General features: G+C 58.8%; 13 protein-coding genes and 3 tRNA genes. 11 read left to right on the forward strand and 5 right to left on the reverse strand.

The window, feature by feature from the left end:
• Positions 1–158 precede the first annotated feature (158 nt).
• The 7 genes from ACWPW0_RS09320 (at position 159) to ACWPW0_RS09350 (ending at position 9385) form a co-directional block, all read left to right on the forward strand.
• The gene (locus ACWPW0_RS09320) at positions 159–1286 is read left to right on the forward strand and encodes a zinc-dependent alcohol dehydrogenase family protein (RefSeq protein ID WP_447591014.1); all 1128 of its coding nucleotides are present in this window, start codon (positions 159–161) and stop codon (positions 1284–1286) included.
• Between the two features lie 13 nt (positions 1287–1299).
• Positions 1300–2736 carry an aldehyde dehydrogenase family protein gene (locus ACWPW0_RS09325; protein WP_454256719.1) on the forward strand — a complete coding sequence of 479 codons (1437 nt, stop codon included), beginning with the start codon at positions 1300–1302 and terminating at the stop codon, positions 2734–2736.
• 46 nt (positions 2737–2782) lie between these two features.
• Positions 2783–4450 (forward strand): MFS transporter, encoded by a 1668-nt coding sequence (locus ACWPW0_RS09330; protein WP_454255141.1) that lies wholly within the window; start codon positions 2783–2785, stop codon positions 4448–4450.
• 28 nt (positions 4451–4478) lie between these two features.
• Complete coding sequence (locus ACWPW0_RS09335; protein ID WP_447591016.1) at positions 4479–4871, forward strand: carboxymuconolactone decarboxylase family protein; 393 nt, start codon at positions 4479–4481, stop codon at positions 4869–4871.
• A gap of 233 nt (positions 4872–5104) precedes the next feature.
• On the forward strand, positions 5105–6367 hold the full coding sequence (locus ACWPW0_RS09340) for an OprD family porin (RefSeq protein ID WP_454255142.1): 1263 nt from the start codon (positions 5105–5107) through the stop codon (positions 6365–6367).
• 830 nt (positions 6368–7197) lie between these two features.
• Positions 7198–8124 (forward strand): sulfurtransferase, encoded by a 927-nt coding sequence (locus ACWPW0_RS09345; RefSeq protein WP_454255143.1) that lies wholly within the window; start codon positions 7198–7200, stop codon positions 8122–8124.
• Between the two features lie 76 nt (positions 8125–8200).
• Complete coding sequence (locus ACWPW0_RS09350; protein WP_454255144.1) at positions 8201–9385, forward strand: YeeE/YedE family protein; 1185 nt, start codon at positions 8201–8203, stop codon at positions 9383–9385.
• 75 nt (positions 9386–9460) lie between these two features.
• Here ACWPW0_RS09350 and ACWPW0_RS09355 read toward each other — a convergent pair whose 3' ends face one another.
• From ACWPW0_RS09355 to ACWPW0_RS09365, 3 genes are all read right to left on the reverse strand, one after another.
• Complete coding sequence (locus ACWPW0_RS09355) at positions 9461–11170, reverse strand: amidase (protein WP_454255145.1); 1710 nt, start codon at positions 11168–11170, stop codon at positions 9461–9463.
• A gap of 118 nt (positions 11171–11288) precedes the next feature.
• Positions 11289–11522, reverse strand: coding sequence for a DUF6434 domain-containing protein (locus tag ACWPW0_RS09360; RefSeq protein WP_447591021.1), 234 nt, complete (start codon positions 11520–11522; stop codon positions 11289–11291).
• Between the two features lie 38 nt (positions 11523–11560).
• Positions 11561–12844 (reverse strand): MFS transporter, encoded by a 1284-nt coding sequence (locus tag ACWPW0_RS09365; protein WP_454255146.1) that lies wholly within the window; start codon positions 12842–12844, stop codon positions 11561–11563.
• Between the two features lie 212 nt (positions 12845–13056).
• On the opposite strand from ACWPW0_RS09365, the gene ACWPW0_RS09370 reads away from it, so the two are divergent.
• Entirely contained in the window at positions 13057–14979 is a 1923-nt protein-coding gene (locus ACWPW0_RS09370; RefSeq protein ID WP_447722260.1) for a putative bifunctional diguanylate cyclase/phosphodiesterase, read from the forward strand.
• Between the two features lie 74 nt (positions 14980–15053).
• On the opposite strand, the gene folD is transcribed toward ACWPW0_RS09370, so the two are convergent.
• Positions 15054–15908 (reverse strand): bifunctional methylenetetrahydrofolate dehydrogenase/methenyltetrahydrofolate cyclohydrolase FolD, encoded by an 855-nt coding sequence (folD, locus tag ACWPW0_RS09375; RefSeq protein WP_454255147.1) that lies wholly within the window; start codon positions 15906–15908, stop codon positions 15054–15056.
• Between the two features lie 266 nt (positions 15909–16174).
• Here folD and ACWPW0_RS09380 point away from each other — a divergent pair.
• The 3 genes from ACWPW0_RS09380 to ACWPW0_RS09390 all read left to right on the forward strand — a co-directional run bounded on the left by ACWPW0_RS09380 (position 16175) and on the right by ACWPW0_RS09390 (position 16497).
• A tRNA-Arg gene (locus ACWPW0_RS09380) sits at positions 16175–16251 on the forward strand.
• 31 nt (positions 16252–16282) lie between these two features.
• Positions 16283–16358, forward strand: a tRNA-His gene (locus tag ACWPW0_RS09385).
• Positions 16359–16412: 54 nt separating this feature from the next.
• Positions 16413–16497 (forward strand) — tRNA-Leu (locus ACWPW0_RS09390).
• 134 nt (positions 16498–16631) lie between these two features.
• Here ACWPW0_RS09390 and ACWPW0_RS09395 read toward each other — a convergent pair.
• Positions 16632–17798 carry an Arm DNA-binding domain-containing protein gene (locus ACWPW0_RS09395; protein WP_454255148.1) on the reverse strand — a complete coding sequence of 389 codons (1167 nt, stop codon included), beginning with the start codon at positions 17796–17798 and terminating at the stop codon, positions 16632–16634.
• Positions 17799–17803: the final 5 nt, after the last annotated feature.

Here is a 17803-nt window from a genome sequence, read left to right on the forward strand (position 1 = left end):
ACGATCTGTTTGATTACCACGCATATTGTATGTCAATTGCCCTTGCCGAGTCCTGAGCAATTATCTTTATGTGTTGTTATGCCTGTAGGATTGTAATACAGTCTTACGAAGTGAGGCCGAAAAGCCCTTTCCGAGAACAATGTAAAAGGGAAACCATCATGCAAATCAGAGCCGCTGTGCTGGATGAAATGGGGCTGCCCGCGCCATTCGCCGAAAGCAAGCCGTTGCGCATCGAAAAAATTGAGCTTGCTGATCCCGGTCCTGGTGAGGTGCTGATCAAGATCGCTGCTGCAGGCATCTGCCACTCTGACCTCTCCATCATTGAGGGCGTGCGCCCTCGACCGTTGCCGATGGTTATCGGGCATGAGGCGGCTGGGGTCGTGGTGGCTGTCGGCCCTTATGTGGATGAGTTGGCGGTAGGTGACCATGTGGTAACGGTGTTCGTTGCAGCCTGTGGTCACTGCGTCGAATGCTCTGGAGGGCGTCCTGCCCTTTGTGCGCCGGGAGCGGTTGCGGGTACCGCCGGTACCTTGCTGCGTGGCGACCGACGCTTGAGCCGTGGTGCTCAGGTCCTCAATCACCATTCGGGTATCTCGGCTTTTGCCGAGTACGCCGTAGTGTCTACCCACTCTCTGGTGAAAATAGACCGTGAAGTTCCTCTGGAACACGCGGCGTTGTTCGGCTGTGCCGTTCTGACGGGGGTTGGTGCTGCCACCAACAGTGCGAGCATTACGCTCGGTTCGACTGTCGCCATCGTCGGCATGGGGGGCGTTGGCCTGGCCGCACTGCTTGGTGCGCTGGCGGCCGGTGCTAGTCAGGTTATCGCAATCGATACCAATCCCGAGAAATTGGCGATGGCCAAGGCGCTTGGGGCTAGCCACGCATTCGATGCAACCGATCCGAACCTGGTAGAGGCGATTCGTGAACTGACCAAGGGAGGGGTGGACGTAGCATTGGAGTTCGCTGGTGCACCGGCAGCCCTGGAGACTGCCTGGAAGGTTGGCAAGCGTGGTGGTGAGGTCGTCACCGCAGGCCTGGCTCGCCCGAGCGCAACCTTCAGCGTGCCGATGGTGGGGCTGGTGGCAGAGGAGCGGATTCTGCGTGGCAGCTATATGGGCAGCAGTGTCCCGAATCGCGATATCCCGCGCTATCTGGAGCTATTCCGTCTTGGCCGCCTGCCTATAGACAAGCTGGTCACGCACCGCCTGCCTTTGGATGAAATCAATATCGGTATGGATCGCCTGCGCAATGGCGAGGCAGTTCGCCAAGTCATCACTTTCGATTGAGCGGGGCGCTGACATGAATCGTATGAATAAGTTTTTCATCGATGGGCAATGGTGTGCGCCAGCAGGCGAACATCGCACGTTCCCTCTGATCAATCCGGCAACCGAAGAAGCCTATGGCGAGCTGACCATGGGGAGTGCCGAGGACGTTGATTGTGCCGTGCGTGCTGCGCGTAAGGCGTTCTCCAGTTATTCACGCTGGACGCCCCAGCAGCGCATCGAGCTGCTTGAGCGGGTATTGACCCTCTATAACCAGCGCCACGAAGAGTTTGCCCAGGCCATGACACTGGAAATGGGGGCGCCGATTACTTTTTCGCGGGCAGGACAGGCGGCGCGTGGTCGTCTGCATATCGAGGAGATCATCCGTGTCTTGCGCGAGTTCAGTTTCGATGAGCAGCACGGCACAACGCTGATCCGGCGGGAGGCTATTGGGGTTTGTGGGTTGATCACGCCGTGGAACTGGCCGATCAACCAGATCGTGGTGAAGATCGCGCCTGCCCTGGCGGCAGGCTGCACGATTGTGTTGAAGCCGAGCGAGTTCTCTGCGCTTTCTGCGCTGCTTTTCGCCGAGGTACTGGATGAAGCTGGTCTGCCTGCTGGCGTATTCAATTTGGTGAACGGCGATGGTCCGACCGTAGGGCATGCCATTTGTGCACATCCGGACATCGACATGGTGTCTTTCACCGGTTCTACCCAGGCGGGCATCCGCGTAGCCAAGGCTGCTGCGGATACGGTCAAGCGTGTCGCCCAGGAGCTTGGCGGCAAGTCTGCCAATATCCTGCTCGATGATGTCGACCTGTCCCAGGCCGTTACTAAAGGTGTGGCTGCTTGCTTTACCAATAGTGGTCAGTCCTGCTCGATTCCTACCCGCATGCTGGTTCCTGTGACGCGCATGGCCGAGGCAGTGGAAATCGCCCGCACAGCGGCAGCTGCCTACCGCACGGGGGACCCGAATGACGAACGAACGCAACTGGGTCCGTTGGTGAACAAGGCGCAGTTCGATCGCGTCCAGCAACTGGTTCGAAGCGGTATCGACGAGGGCGCTGAACTGGTCTGTGGAGGCCTTGGTCGACCTGATGACCTGGAGCGCGGCTATTACGTCAGGCCGACGGTCTTTGCTGCTGTCCGCCCGGACATGACCATTGCCCAGGAAGAAATCTTCGGTCCGGTCCTTTCGATCATTCCATACCGCACTGAGGCCGAAGCGATCGCGATCGCCAATGGCACTCCGTATGGGCTCGCGGCCTATGTGCAGTCCAGCAGCCTGCAACGGGCTCGTGATGTCGCGGCCTATCTGCAAGCAGGCGGCGTTCACCTCAATTACCCACCCGCGGATATGGGGGCCCCTTTCGGTGGCTACAAGCAATCTGGCAACGGACGCGAATGGGGAGAGCACGGTTTGATCGAGTATTTGGAAACCAAGTCCATCGTCGGTTATGCCCCGGCGCCTTGAGCGCCATGAAGAAAACACACCAATAAAAACAATGCAGGTTGTGAACATGAAAACATCAACAGCTACGGTGGATGTCGGCTCCTCCAAAAGCATCGATAAGTCGACCGTTAAAGTCATTGCCGCAGCATCGCTGGGTACTGTCTTCGAGTGGTACGAGTTCACCCTCTATGGGGCTCTCGCAGCAGTCATCGCACTCAACTTCTTTTCCGGTCTCGACCCTACGACAGGCTTCATCTTTGCGCTTTTGACCTTTGCCGTAGGGTTCATCATGCGTCCGGTAGGCGCAGTGGTCTTCGGGCGTATCGGTGATCGTATCGGGCGCAAGAAGACCTTTCTCATCACTATCGTGATCATGGGTATTTCCACGGTTGCAGTTGGCCTGCTTCCTACCTACGAGTCAGCCGGGGTGCTCGCCCCCAGTCTGCTGATCGCGATGCGAATGCTCCAAGGCTTGGCTCTGGGTGGTGAGTATGGTGGTGCTGCGACTTATGTTTCTGAGCACTCGAGCTCGCGGCGCAGAGGCCTTAATACCGCGTGGATTTCAGCTACGGGTACGACGGGATTGTTGCTGGCGTTTGGGGTAATTCTGGCTTGCCGTCATTACACCGGTGATGAGTTCAACACCTGGGGCTGGCGAATCCCATTTCTCTTTTCGCTAGTGCTTCTCGGCATTTCCATTTCTATCCGCATGGGAATGGCAGAGTCGCCTGCGTTCAAGAAAATGAAGGAAGAGAATCGGCTTTCAAAGTCTCCGCTGCGAGAGACCTTCATGGAAAAAGCCAACCTGAAGCGATTGACCATTGCTCTGTTCGGTATCTGCGGTGGTATGACCTGTGCCTATTACGTGGCAGTGCTATACCCGACCTTTTTCATGACCCAGAGTCTCAAGGTTGATCCGCAACTGGCCAATACCACGCTGACGCTTGCCCTGGTTACCGGCCTGCCGATGTTCCTGATCGCGGGTTGGCTGTGTGATCGGATAGGGCGTAAGCCAGTCTTGCTGATTGGTTTTTTCCTGTCTGCGCTCTTCATCTTCCCGATCTACAAAGGAGTGGCCCACTACGCCAACCCCGATCTGTTGGCTGCTGAGGAGCGTACACCCGTTACATTGGTGGTGGATCCAGCTCAATGCTCGTTCATGTTCAACCCTACGGGCACCCGCAGTTTCAGTAGCCCATGTGATGTGGCCAAGCAGGTGCTTTCGACCTCGGGCATCAGCTATCAGACTCAGAATGTACCAGGGCAGGCCACTGCATTGATCAAGGTGGGAGCGGCTGAGCTCATGTCGCCTGGCAGCGTTGGGTTGGATACAGCTGTAGCCAAAGAGCGCATGGAGTCACTGAAAGCATCGCTGCTGGGTCAACTTGAACAGGCCGGTTATCCAGTAAAAGCTGATCCTGAGAAATTCCAGCAAGGAAAGGTCTTCCTGCTGCTGATGGCGCTGGTGTTCTGCGGCGTCATCACGCTCACCCCTGTAGCGCCGATGCTGGTAGAGATGTTCCCCGCGCGCATCCGTTACACCTCGATGTCCTTCCCCTACCACTTTGCCAGCGGTTGGATCGGTGGCTTGCTCCCGACTATTGCATTCGCCCTGTCGGCGGAGAAGGGCAACATCTACTTCGGCCTCTGGTACCCGGTTATCTGGATTGCATTGTCATTCGTGATCGGGTTGATCTTCCTTCGTGAAACCCGCGATGTAGATATCAACCTCTGACTATCAAGCTACTCATAGCAGGTGAAATATGAGCAATAAAGAACTGTTCGATAAAGGGTTCGCAAATCGCAAGGCTGTACTTGGCGCCGCACATGTAGAGAAGTCCTGGTCGGCTGCTGATGACTTCAACAAACCCATGCAGGCGTTGGTGACGGAGTACTGCTGGGGGGCTGTTTGGGGGGATGAAACGCTGCCTTTCAAAACACGCAGCTTGTTGAATCTGGCCATGCTGACAGCCATGAACCAGCACCACGAATTGGGTGTGCATGTGAAGGGGGCGCTCACCAATGGTGTCACCGTTGAGGAGATTCGTGCGGTACTGATGCAGGCTGGTATTTATGCCGGCGTACCGGCCGCACTGGCTGCGTTCCGGGTGGCTACGGAGGCGATTAAGGCTTGGGAGGCTGAGCACACTCGCTGAGTGGTTTGAACGACAGGCTTCTTGAGCCCACAGTCCTTGGATCCACCAACCAGTATCCAAGGACGTGCTCAAGATGACTCCAACTGCCCCAACAAAGAGGCTTGGAGTCGAGCGCCGTCTGGTGTTCTGCCAGCGCCGTACTGAGAGAAATATGACTCACGAATAAACCCCGAATGCTGCCAGAACTTGGTGGCACGGACTCATGCACACTACAAAAACAAAAGGTGCTCAAGATGTCGAAGAACTTTGTTCGGCTATCTCTCATCGTTGCCGTTGCACTGGAAACTCCAGTCGTCATGGCTGACTTCGTTGCAGATGCAAAGGGAAGCCTGGAACTTCGCAACTTCTATTACAGCCGTGACCTCCGTAACGAGGGGGCAAGCCAGTCGAAGCGAGAAGAATGGGCGCAAGGATTCATTCTCAATTTGCAGTCGGGTTACACCGAAGGCACCGTTGGATTCGGCATCGATGCAATGGGGCTGCTCGGTGTGAAGCTGGACTCCAGCCCGGACCGAACGGGGTCGGGGCTTCTGGCCTTTGATTCAGAGCGGAATGTGGAGGATGAGTACAGCAAGCTGCTACTGACTGCCAAGGCTCGACTCGGTCGAAGCGAGCTGCGCGTCGGTGGGCTAAACCCCGTCCTTCCCATGCTATCGAGCAACTTCAGCCGGCTGCTGCCTCAGGTCTTCCGGGGCGGGATGCTGGTTTCCAATGATCTTGATCCGCTCACCATCACGGCGCTCCGGGTCAATGCCGTCAAGCTGCGAAACTCGACAGACTTCGAGTCGCTTACCGCATTCGGCTACCGACCCGTTGAGGCGGACCATTATGATTACCTGGCACTCGATCTCAAGGCACTTCCCACGCTGACGCTCAGTTATCACATTGCCGAGCTGAAGGACCTCTACCGATCCCACTACGCTGGCTTGAAGCTAAACCAGCCGTGGGGGCCTGGCGCTGTAATTTCCGATGTACGCCTATTCGACTCCAGTGAGACGGGAAGCGCACTCTTGGGCGAGGTGGATAACCGCACCTTGAGTAGCTACTTCGCCTATAGCATCAAGGGACACACCATTGGCGGTGGCTATCAGAAAGCTTGGGGCGAGACACCCTTTGCGTTTGTGAATGGCACTGACACCTATCTGTTTGGTGAGTCTCTGGTGAGTACCTTCACTGCACCGAACGAGCGCATCTGGTTTGCCCGCTATGACTTCGATTTCGTGGCACTTGGAATCCCTGGGTTGACGTTCGGGCTGAAATACGTGAAAGGCGACGATGTTGACCCTACACTGCTCAACACCCGACAAGCAGCAGCCCTACGAGTCGATGGCCAGAGCGGTAAGGAGTGGGAGCGGGTCACGGATATTGCTTATGTTGTACAGAGCGGGCCTGTGAAGGGGGTGTCGGTGCTTTGGCGGAACTCTACAAACCGTTCGAACTATGCGGATAGTGGTGACGAGAACCGCTTTATCGTCCGCTATACCCTGAATTTCTAAATTTCCCCGGTGGCGGTCGGAATGCTTCAGCCTTCCGACACGCCTTTTTAGGGCCAGCTCACGTGAACACTACCGACGATGAGCATGGCCCATTTTTGTTCGTCCACCCCGATGGCAAGGTCGTCTGTATCAAGCTGAGTAGGGGTACTGATCCCCCCCAGTTTTATCAGCTCAACGCCCAAGTGGTGTTAAGCAAAAGGGGAGCGATGAGCTCGTGCATGTGAGAGAAATATTTTGAAGCACTCGCGCATCGAGCTGTTTCCCAGAGAAATAGCCTTCCAGGCGGACCCTGTAAGAAGGCTCCAACAGTTTTTCCGGAGCTGCTGATAACGAGGAAAATCCAGTTGTTGAAAGTCGCATACTCATTGCTCAATCACAGGGCTGGCAAGGGTTCATTCGAGAGGGCTTGCTATTGAGTTACGAGCGGCCTGTCACGCAAAGAAGGCTTGTGCTGATAGCAGCCTTTCGGGAGTTTTCACTGCCTTCGACCCTTCCTCCTTCAGTCAATATAAGCTAATTCCTAAAGATTATTTGCAGCCTGTTTTTTATATCTTCTAGCTTAGCCGCTACCGGATCACCGGACTCCAGCTCAACCCTGAAGTTGTCCGTGATCCGGCCCGCCAAGATGGCCGACACGTGCTCACGAGGTCTGCCAGGTTCTCGCGTTTGTCATCTCATCCACTTGCTCATGCAACGCTGCATTTTCTGCGCTGTGTGTGCGGCGGTTGTGGACGATTGATCCGCTACCTCGAACGTTCAGCTGAAGGATTCACAGCACTCAATGACTGCAAGGCAGGGGCCTTGCCTGATCAATCTTCGAGGAATTCATGATGAAACTGAAAACGTTGATTGGTGCCGGTGTGCTCGCGGTTACCGCGTTGCTGCAGGCGTCTCCGGTGATTGCCGCCAGTGATGTGCTGGTGACGACCGACTGGTTGGAAAAGAACCTGAACAACCCCAAGGTGCGGGTCATCGAGGTAAGCGTCGTGCCGGGCGTCTACGAGCGCGGGCATATTCCCGGCGCGGTAAATGTCGTCTGGCATACCGATCTGGTCGACCCGGTGCGCCGTGACATCGCCAGCCAGGAGAACTTCCAGGCGCTGTTGCGCAAGGCGGGGGTTTCGGCGGATACCACCACGGTGCTCTATGGCGACAGCAACAACTGGTTCGCCGCGTGGGGCGCCTGGGTTTTCGACGTGTATGGCGTGGATAACGTCAAGTTGCTCGATGGCGGCCGGGTCAAATGGGAGGCGGAAAAACGTCCGCTGGAGAACCGCGTGAAAACGCCGGCGGCGGGGAATGTGGTGGTCAAGGCGGCGAACAAGGACCTACGAGCCTTCCTGCCGGATGTGCTGGCCGCGGCGGAAAAGCGTAGCGACGTGCAACTGGTGGATATCCGTTCTGCCGATGAATACAACGGCAAGATTTTCGCGCCGCAGGGCGTACAGGAACTGGCAATCCGCGCTGGCCATGTACCGGGTGCGGTCAACGTGCCCTGGGGCCAGGCGGTGGCAGCCGATGGTACCTTCAAGTCTGCCGAGGAATTGAAGAAGGTCTACGCGGCGGTCGGGATCGACGGCAGCAAGCCGATCATCACCTACTGCCGCATCGGCGAGCGTTCCAGTCACACCTGGTTCGCCCTGAAGAAAATCCTGGGTTACGACGTGCGCAACTACGACGGTTCCTGGACCGAATACGGCAACGCGGTCGGCGTGCCGGTGGTCAACGTGGCCGGCACCGTCTGGGGTGGCAAGTAAGCAATATTCTTCGTGACAGGGTTGCCGGGGTGAGCGTTCAGGCTGGGCGCTCACCCTTCTTTTATGGAGAGTCGGCATGCTTGCAGTTCCCCGGCGCTCGACCGAGCGCATCGCCACCTTGACGGCTTTATCGATCACGGTGGTTCTGCTGTTGGCCATCTGGCAGTTGGCTGGCCCGGACAGTGAAAGCCAGGCCCTGAGTTTGTCGTTGCTGGGTGGCGCGGTTTTCGGCCTGCTGCTGCAACGCTCGCGCTTCTGCTTCTTTTGCGTCACCCGGGATTTCATTGAGCAGCGCAAGCCCGAAGGGTTGCTCGGTATCATCGCCGCGCTTGTCGTGGGTACCTTGGGTTACCACGCGGTGTTTGGCGCCTTCCTGCCGGATCCGATGTCGGGGCGGTTACCACCTGATGCCCATGTGGGGCCATTGAGCTGGGTGCTTGCCCTGGCGGCAACGCTGTTCGGTATCGGCATGGCCATTTCCGGTTCCTGTATCAGTGCTCATCTGTACCGGCTGGGAGAGGGGGCTTTCGCATCGGTCTTCGCCTTGTTGGGGGCGCTACTTGGCTTCGTCATCGGTTTTCTGTGTTGGAACCCGTTGTACCTGTTGAGCATTCAGGCTGCGCCAGTGGTGTGGTTGCCCAACTGGCACGGATACGGGGTTTCGCTGGTGTTGCAGCTCCTGTTGTTGGCAGGACTGGCGGGCTGGCTGCTGACCTATCATCGGTCAGGAGCGCAGGTGATCCAGCCTTTACGCAGCCTGAAGCAAGTGCTGTTCGGTCAGCGCTGGCCGACCTGGGTGGGGGGTGTGCTGATCGGCTTTCTTGCGACCCTGGCCTACTTGCGGGTCGGACCGCTTGGTGTAACGGCGGAACTGGGCAGCGTGGCCCGTACTTCCGCCAGTGATCTGGGCTGGTTACCGGAGCGAATGGAGGGCCTGGACGGGTTCTCCGGCTGTGCCACCGTGATCAAGGAAACCCTGCTGTCGAACAACGGCCTGTTCATTCTCGGGTTGGTGGCGGCGGCCTGGGCCAGTGCGTTGGTTGCCGGTGACTTCCAGCCTCGGCGCCCCAGTGCAAACGAGCTCATGCGTAATCTGCTGGGCGGCGTGCTGCTCGGGTTGGGCAGCATGCTGGCGCTGGGCTGTACGGTCGGCACGTTGCTGTCCGGCATCATGGCCGGGGCGGCTTCGGGCTGGCTGTTCGGCCTGTTCTGCTTGTTAGGTATCGTGCTGGGATTGCCTTTGAGGCGGCTCTGGAGCTGAGCCAGCCCGGCTCGGGTTCAGGGGGAGACCCTGAGCGGAGCCGGGGCGTCTATTGCCCCGGTTTCGCGACTCGTCTCAGTTACGTGACAGGGGCGGAGTGCGCGGAGGAATCACCCGTTTCGTTCCGGTGGACTCGTACGCCGACGCCAGGCGCAGCAGCGCCGAATCATCGTAGGCCCGGCCGGCGAAGGTCAGCCCGACGGGCATGCCGATATCCGCCATCATTCCCATCGGCACGGTGACCGTGGGCACTCCCAGGTGGCGGATGGCGAGGTTGCCGTTGGCGACCCAGATGCCATTGCTCCAGGCGATGTCCGCAGATGCCGGGTTCACGTCCGCATCCGCCGGGCCCACGTCGGCCACCGTCGGGAAGATCACCGCGTCGAGCGCCAGTCCGTCCATCCAGTCTTCGAGATCGATGCGCCGGGTTTCCTCGAGCCCACGCAGACCGTCCGGCAGGGTGGTGATCTCGTTCCAGGGTGTAATGCCACGCTCGGCCATCCGCACGTACTCGTCCATGCCGGCAACGAGGTCGCCTTCGCGGTTGGGCAGGGTTCCCGGGTCGTGCGGGAAAATCAGCGGCCCGTCCACATCGACCAAACGGTTCAGGTTGGGGTCGCCATTGGCCCGCAGGAAGTCATCGAAGGCCCAGGCGGTCAGGTCCCACAATTCATGATGAAGGAATTCTTTGGATACCAGGCCACGGGTAAATACCGTCGGTGCGCCGGGACGGTCCCCCTCGCAGTTGGAGACCAGCGGGAAGTCGACCTCGATCACTTCGGCGCCAGCCGCTTCGAGCGCCTGGCGAGCCTGCTTCCAGAGCTCGATCACAGAGGGGCGGGTGATGATTCGCTGGCCTGTGGGACCGCCGATTCCGGGCGCATCGCTGGTGCCTGCCTCGGGGTCGGCATTGATGTACATGCGCGGAACACCGAAGCGTTTGCCGGCGAGCGCGTCGGCGCTGGCGGCAAGCGTTGGATAGGACGCGGGACGTACCGAGGCCACGCTCGGAATGGGCACCCAGGGTTGCAGGCGCCACAAATCACCGCGGGTATCGGGGTCCTCAGCCACCACCACGTCCAGCACTTCGAGGAGGTCGGCCATGGTTCTGGCGTAGGGCACGACGACGTCCATGGTCGGGGTCAGCGGCCAGTTGCCACGTACCGAGATCACGCCGCGCGAAGGTGTGTAGGCGCACAGGCCGTTGTTCGATGCTGGCCCGCGACCGCTCGACCAGGTTTCTTCGGCGAGGCCGAAAGCCGCGAAACTTGCTGCGGTCGCCGTGCCGGCGCCGTTCGATGAGCCCGATGCAAAGGGGGCGGTGAGGTAGTCGGCGTTGTAGGGGCTCTCTGCCCGGCCATAGACGCCGCGTTGCATGCCACCGTTGGCCATGGGCGGCATGTTGGTCTTGCCCAGGCAGATTGCGCCGGCGGCACGCAGCCGTTCGATGGTGAAGGCATCCCGATAGGCGACCAGGCTGGCGAATGCCGGACTACCGGAGGCTGCAGTGAGCCCTTTCACCAGATAGCTGTCCTTGGCGGTGTAGGGGATGCCATCCAGCGGGCCGAGTGTTTCGCCGCGAGCCCGACGCGCATCGGCGGCTTCGGCTTCCTGGAGGGCTTCGGGGTTGCGCACCACCACAGCGTTCAGCCGTGTGGGTGTGGTGGGGCTGTCGTAGGCCTCGATCCTGGCGAGGTAGGCCTGGACCAGCTCTACCGAAGTGGTGCGGCCGGACTCGAGCGCGGCGCGCAATTCGGAAATGGAAACCTCGGTTACCTCAATCATCGTGTCACCGCTGGCTACTGGTGGGTTATGCAGCGAATGTCTGCGTTACGCTGAACCTGGGATTCAGGGCTGGCAATTATGGCAAACCGGCGTGCATTTCTGTGCGTGTTTTGGTGCGTCACGCGGTGGCCGGTGATGGTCCTGACGACGGGTTGCGGCGCTGCCACTCTGCCACAATCTCTCCCATCGTCTGTGGTGCACCGCCGCGTATCCAGGCCATGAAGTCGCGATCGAACCGGAATGTGGGGCCGCAGTGCTCAAGCATGAACCTGCGGACGTTCTGCGTATTCTTGTAGTCGCTACTGATGACCGTGTGATGGGTGATCGGATCACTGTGCCAATCAAATTTCATTGGGCTGTTCGCTTGATTACGGTTGTAGAGGTTGGACGCTATCTATCGGTAGCGCAGGCTTGAGTGTATACCGGCGGTTTGAAGCGTATGACCACCATCAATTGCAACAGGGCCAGGGCGATCAGAAAGACGATCACTGCAGTCCAGTTGCCCATGGCTGAATGGATAAGGGGGACGGCCGTCATCGCCAAAGCCGAACCGACATTCCCCGAGACGGTTAGCAAGGCATTGGCCTTGGCAGCCTGCTTGGCGCCTGCCAGCTCTTCGCACAAGGTCAGGAGCAAGGCATAGCAGGGCAGCAAGAATACGCCCAGCAGCGCTGCATAGAAGAGCGCTGCAACATGGGTATGAGTGTGGAACAACAACCAGATGCTGCAGATGCCGCCGCAGCCGCAACCCAGTAGAACCTTTTTCTTGCTGTTTATCAGTCGTGCCAACGGCTCTACCAGAAGCGAGCCGAATACACCGCCACCGATCAATAGCGTGCTCGCTGCTGCGAGGGTGCGGGCATTCAGTCCGTTGTCTGCCAGGATGGGCTCCAGGCACAACGTTAGCGCATTGAACAGGCCGAAGCCGATCAGTGCTGCCAGCAGCAGGACCGGTAATCCTGGGGTATAAAACAGGTTCAATAAGCCACGGCTGGTGCTGTCGCTCTGGCTGAGTTGGGGCCGCTCAGCATTGCCGCTTAAAAGGAAGAACAGCAGGCAAGGTGGGAGTGAGGCCAGCGCAAACCCCAGGATGGTAGCGTGCAAGCCGTAGCGTTCGAACAGAATGGGCGTTAACCCCAGGCCCAGTGCCAGTCCGGTAAACATGCCTGCGGTGGTCAGGCCTATGGCTTTGCCGCGCTCTTCTTCAGCGAACCACTCAGCGGCCATTTTTGCGGCGCCATTGATGATCAGGGGTTGGGCCAGCGCAATCAGCAATTGCCCGAGCATTAGGCCTGAATAGGTTTCGATCTTCAGGCGCAGCGGTACTGCCAATGCCATCAGCGCAACCCCCAAGCCGGTGCCGTGGCGAAATCCGAAGCGATCGATGAACATTCCTGCCGGGATCGACAGCGCGACACAGAAGATGGGAAAGATCAGAACGCTGGCACTGGCTTGAATCTCTGACAGGCCATAGAGGTTTTGGAGGTGCGAGAGGAGGGGGATCAGATTGGTAATCAGCACCTGATTAGCGCACAGCGCCAGCGTATAGCTGATCGCCACCAGCCAACGTTTGCTATGCGGTGAACCGTGGTGGCTGAGGCGTGGTGCTGCTGGTGGCCTGATCATCGCTTTATTGTTTTCCTCGTCGCGTTGGCTTGCGCGTGAGCGTGCCATGACCCCATCAGGGGAAGACGGCTGTGCGAAGGTAGCGGGGTTACAGGCACCTGCATAGGTCAGCTACGGCCAATCTGAGGCAGCATGAAGTGGGCGGGTGTCGGGCTGCTTGTTGAGTAGAACTTGCTGCCCCGCGGGCATTTCGTTAGCTTTCGGCCTTTCGGCCGGATAATGGCCTGCCGCAGTTGTCGCCTCATGGAAGTAAAGTCGTTATGGCGCGTGTGCAGTTTCCGCAGCATCAGGATGGGATCAACACGTCCCTGGATCGTGATATGCCGGCGCAGCGATTGCTGCAGATCGCCAATGTGCTGTGCGTGATACTGCTTTGTATCGGTGCAGAAACGGTGCTGGCGCAGGATTGGTTGAACACGGGATTGGTAGCGCTCGCGCTGCTGTTTACGCTGGCTGGGCGCTACCTGAATCAGAGGGGGCGTATCGAGCTGTCGGTAGCGCTGGTGCTCAGCTCGATCATGGTGCTGGTGAGTGTGTCCCTGTGGTTCAGCCAGGGCCTCTATAGCGCTGCCTTGCTGGCCTATCCTGGCATTCTCATCGTGGCTGGAATGGTGGCATCACTGCGTATGTTCATCGGGCTGCTGGTGAGCATGCTGGCGGTGGTGGCATTTCTGACCTACGCCGGGCTGAGTGGGCTGCAGACCTTCGAACCGTTACCGATGGGGCTGGGGCGCTTGGCCAATGTCAGCAGTATTCTGCTGGTCTGTGCGGTGGCTGTGTGGCTGTTGTCCAATGACCTGCGACGTACGCTGCAGCGTCTGCAGCAAGCGGTCGTACAGGTGGAAAACTCCGAGGCCAGTGTCACGCACCTGACCCAGCATGATGCCCTGACCAATCTGCCAAACCGCCTGTTGATCAGTGACCGTACCGAGCAGGCCATTGGGCAGGCCCGGCGCTATCAGCGGCGTGTCGCGTTGCTGTTTCTCGATCTCGATAATTTCAAGACGATCAATGACTCCCTTGGGCATGCGGCCGGTGACGAGTTGTTGCAGGAGGTCGCGCTGCGCTTGGAACAGGCGGTAAGCGACGAGGACACCATCAGCCGGCAGGGTGGCGATGAGTTTCTCGTCGCCTTGGCGGACGTGCATGATCTGGCGGCCGTATCCGCCGTCGCGACGCAGATTCAGCAGCGCCTGGCCCAGCCCTTCACGCTCAAGGGCATGCAGATCGTGACCTCCATCTCCATCGGTATTGCCCTGTTCCCGGAAGATGGCGACGATTTCGATACGCTGCTGACCCATGCTGACATGGCCATGTATCAGGCCAAGGCGGCGGGGCGAAATGGCTTTCGCTTTTTCGATGCGCAGACCCATGCCGCCAACCGTGAGCGCCTAAGCCTGGAGTTGGGATTGCGTGAAGCGTTGAATCGCAACGAGTTTGTGCTGCACTACCAACCGATTGTCGACCTGAACAGCGGCGGTCTGCTGGCAGTTGAGGCATTGATTCGCTGGCAGCACCCGCAGGAAGGTCTGATTTATCCAGATCGCTTTATTGCAGCAGCAGAGCAGTCCGGGTTGATCGTGGAGATTGGCGAGTGGGTGATCAACGAGGCATGCCGGCAGATGATGGTCTGGCAGGCCGCAGGGTTGCCGCGTTTTGTGGTGTCGGTGAACCTGTCAGCCGTGCAGTTCCGACGGGGCAATCTGGAAGTATTGGTTCGCTCTGCGTTGACGCGTTTTGGCCTGCCGCCTGGTTGTCTGGAGCTGGAGCTGACCGAGACCATCCTACTGCAGGATTCCGATGCCTTTATCGGGGTGCTGCAACGGCTCAAGGGGCTGGGTGTGAAGTTGTCGATTGACGATTTCGGCACCGGTTATTCCAATCTTTCCTATCTGCAGCGCTTCCAGGTGGACAAGCTGAAGATCGACCAGTCCTTCGTGCGTCAGTTGCAGGGCAATACGCAGGGGCAGGCTATTGTCACAGCCATCATCCAAATGGCCAAAAGCTTGCAACTTCTGACGACCGCCGAAGGTGTGGAAGATGAGGCGACGCGCCAGCTTCTGATCGGGCTGGGGTGCGTGCAAGGGCAGGGGTATCTGTTTGCGCGGCCGATGGCTGCGGAGCTTCTGGCCTCTTATATTTTCTCCCCGGTGTTGCCTGTGGCTGATGAGGCTGAGGTTTGATGCCGGTGATAGGGCTTCTGCCAGTGAAATAAAAACGGCGCCCTGCGGCGCCGTTTTTGTTGCGTCCACGGGTGCTACACGTGCAGGTGTTCCGCTGCGTACAGGGTGTTTTCCAGCAGGCAGGCGCGTGTCATGGGGCCGACGCCACCGGGTACCGGTGTGATCCAGTCGGCGCGCTCGGCGGCAGCGTCGAATTCGACATCACCAACCAGCTTGCCGTCGTCCTGGCGATTGATACCGACGTCGATGACGATGGCCCCTTGCTTGATCCACTCGCCCTTGACCAGCCCAGGCTTGCCGGCTGCCACGACAACCAGGTCTGCGTTGGCCAGATGGCCGGGCAGGTCTTTGGTAAAGCGGTGAGTCACCGTCACGGTGCAGCCGGCCAGCAACAGCTCCATAGCCATCGGGCGCCCAACGATGTTGGAAGCGCCGACGATAACGGCATTTAGCCCATGCAAGTCGACCCCGGTGCTTTCCAGCAAGGTCATGATGCCTTTCGGGGTGCAGGAGCGTAGCAGCGGAATACGCTGGACCAGGCGGCCCACGTTGTAAGGGTGGAAGCCATCCACATCCTTGTCCGGATTGATACGCTCCAGCAGTTGCGACGCATCGAGGTGATCGGGCAGTGGCAGTTGCACGAGAATCCCGTCGATGGCGTTGTCACGATTCAATTGATCGATCAACGCCAGCAGGGCGCCTTGCGTCGTGTTAGCAGGCATGTCGTGGGCAACGGAAACGAAGCCGACTTCCTCGCAGTCTTTGCGCTTGTGCGAAACATAGACTTGGGAGGCCGGGTCGCTACCGACCAGGATTACCGCCAGGCCTGGCGCACGCAGACCTTGCTGGCGTCGCTCTGCAACACGTTGGGCGATTTGCTGGCGCAGGTTGGCAGCTATGGCTTTGCCGTCGATCAGTTGTGCGGTCATGACGCGTGGTTAACCATCGAAAAGGATTGAAAAAGGGCGGCCATTCTCGCACGACGGGGCGGTCGGGCAAAGGCGAGGGGCCGCGAATTTCCTGTAACTCCTTTATCTCGCTGAATTTTTTTGATTTTTCCTGTTGACGCTTGGTGAACGCCTATATAAGATTCGCCCCGCTTGTCGAGCACAGCCAGTCGCTGGGTAAGATGGCAAGGCAGGACTCTTGAGTCATGCCAAGCCAAAGCTTTAAATCTGCGATTGCAGATGTATAAGCGCCCGTAGCTCAGCTGGATAGAGCATCCGCCTTCTAAGCGGATGGTCGCAGGTTCGAGTCCTGCCGGGCGTGCCATCTGGCATCCAGGCGCAAGCATCGCAATATGGTGGGCGTAGCTCAGTTGGTAGAGCACAGGATTGTGGCTCCTGGTGTCGTGGGTTCGATTCCCATCGTCCACCCCATATTCGAGAAAACGCCAGGCTTAGGCCTGGCGTTTTTGTTTCAGGATTGACCACGCGGACGTGGTGAAATTGGTAGACACACCAGATTTAGGTTCTGGCGCCGCAAGGTGTGAGAGTTCGAGTCTCTCCGTCCGCACCATGTAAGGCCTTGTTACTAAAGGTTTTTTCTAAATCGGCTCTCTGTATGGGAGTGTTTTGGGAATACTTTGGGAATGAGGCAACGAAAAAGGCAGCCTGATAAGGCTGCCTTTTGTCGTTTCTGGGGGCCTGGATTCAGAGCCTTAGCGCGTGTTCAAGAATTGGGATCATGTCCGGGCCGTCCTTGCTGATGTACTTGCCGTAATGGCGTTCCAGCATGGCGATGGTCATGTGCCCCATCTGATCCTTAAGCCATTGCAGCGTTACCGCGCCGGTAGTCAGCAGTTGGCTGGCGTAGGTGTGGCGGCAGTTGTTCGGCCCCCGGTAGCGCACCTCGGCCGCTTCCAGGTGCGGGCGCCAGAATCCCTTGAGCAGCATGTCCGAACTGCTGTGCGCCGCGCCGGTGGTCGTGCAGTGGAACACGAAATGCAGCGTCTGCCGCTTGCGCGTCTTGTTGTCGCGATCGAGCACCTCGACTTCCACTGGCTTGGCCTTCTGCGTATGGATCGCCTGGGCGTGTAGCGCCTGCAGGGCTGGTTTGAGCAGGCGCACCTCGCGGGCAGATCGCCGAGTCTTGGTCACCTTGTAGACGCCGCGCACCTGGCTGCGGCGGAACTTCACCGTGCCGGCCTTGAGGTCGACATCCTCCCAGGCCAGGGCGATGGCCTCCGATACCCGTGGCCCCGTCCACAACATGAACTGGGCGAGGTGTAGCTCTTGGATCTTGTCGGTGGGCGTGCTGAGGATGGTGTCGATTTCCTCGCGGGTGAATGGATCAACCTCGTCCGGGTCGGGCTGACGGATGGTGATGCCTTCGGTCGGGTCGTGCGCCGAGCGGTTGCGCGCTCGGTACAGGGTGAATATCTGTTTCAGCAGGCTGATTACTTCGCGTACCGTGCGGTTATGCAGGCTGGGCATCAGCGTCTTATGCACCCACTCCTTGAGGTGCAGGTGGTCGATGGCGTCCGCCTGCTGATCGCCCCAGCGCGGGCGGATGTGTGTCTCGGCCTTGCTCTTGTAAGTGCGGAAACCGGACGGCGCTAGCTCGTTGCGTTTGATTTCAAGCCAGAGGTCGATGTAGTGGCCGAGGGTGTTGGTCTGCACCTTCGGCGACTTAGGGAAGTGGCGGGCATAGGAGAAGGTGCCCGCCTTGATTTCGTACTCGATCATGCCGACCAGGCGCTCTGCCTGGGCGATGTTATCGGGCGTGGCGTCGCCGTTGAACGGCTCGCGGCACAGCTCACCCTGATAACGGAAATACACGCGTACGCGGTTGCCGCGCACCTCTACACCCTTTGCCATTTGCG

This window comes from Pseudomonas sp. Marseille-Q8238, assembly GCF_965111915.1.

What these genes read in the sequence shown, in the direction of transcription:
- ACWPW0_RS09395 (WP_454255148.1), bottom strand. Translation starts at nt 17,798, where the DNA reads ATGGCAAAGGGTGTAGAGGTGCGCGGCAACCGCGTACGCGTGTATTTC.
- ACWPW0_RS09370 (WP_447722260.1), top strand. Translation starts at nt 13,057, where the DNA reads ATGGCGCGTGTGCAGTTTCCGCAGCATCAGGATGGGATCAACACGTCC.
- ACWPW0_RS09335 (WP_447591016.1), top strand. Translation starts at nt 4,479, where the DNA reads ATGAGCAATAAAGAACTGTTCGATAAAGGGTTCGCAAATCGCAAGGCT.
- ACWPW0_RS09345 (WP_454255143.1), top strand. Translation starts at nt 7,198, where the DNA reads ATGAAACTGAAAACGTTGATTGGTGCCGGTGTGCTCGCGGTTACCGCG.
- ACWPW0_RS09330 (WP_454255141.1), top strand. Translation starts at nt 2,783, where the DNA reads ATGAAAACATCAACAGCTACGGTGGATGTCGGCTCCTCCAAAAGCATC.
- ACWPW0_RS09350 (WP_454255144.1), top strand. Translation starts at nt 8,201, where the DNA reads ATGCTTGCAGTTCCCCGGCGCTCGACCGAGCGCATCGCCACCTTGACG.
- ACWPW0_RS09320 (WP_447591014.1), top strand. Translation starts at nt 159, where the DNA reads ATGCAAATCAGAGCCGCTGTGCTGGATGAAATGGGGCTGCCCGCGCCA.
- ACWPW0_RS09365 (WP_454255146.1), bottom strand. Translation starts at nt 12,844, where the DNA reads ATGGCACGCTCACGCGCAAGCCAACGCGACGAGGAAAACAATAAAGCG.
- ACWPW0_RS09355 (WP_454255145.1), bottom strand. Translation starts at nt 11,170, where the DNA reads ATGATTGAGGTAACCGAGGTTTCCATTTCCGAATTGCGCGCCGCGCTC.
- folD (WP_454255147.1), bottom strand. Translation starts at nt 15,908, where the DNA reads ATGACCGCACAACTGATCGACGGCAAAGCCATAGCTGCCAACCTGCGC.
- ACWPW0_RS09360 (WP_447591021.1), bottom strand. Translation starts at nt 11,522, where the DNA reads ATGAAATTTGATTGGCACAGTGATCCGATCACCCATCACACGGTCATC.
- ACWPW0_RS09340 (WP_454255142.1), top strand. Translation starts at nt 5,105, where the DNA reads ATGTCGAAGAACTTTGTTCGGCTATCTCTCATCGTTGCCGTTGCACTG.
- ACWPW0_RS09325 (WP_454256719.1), top strand. Translation starts at nt 1,300, where the DNA reads ATGAATCGTATGAATAAGTTTTTCATCGATGGGCAATGGTGTGCGCCA.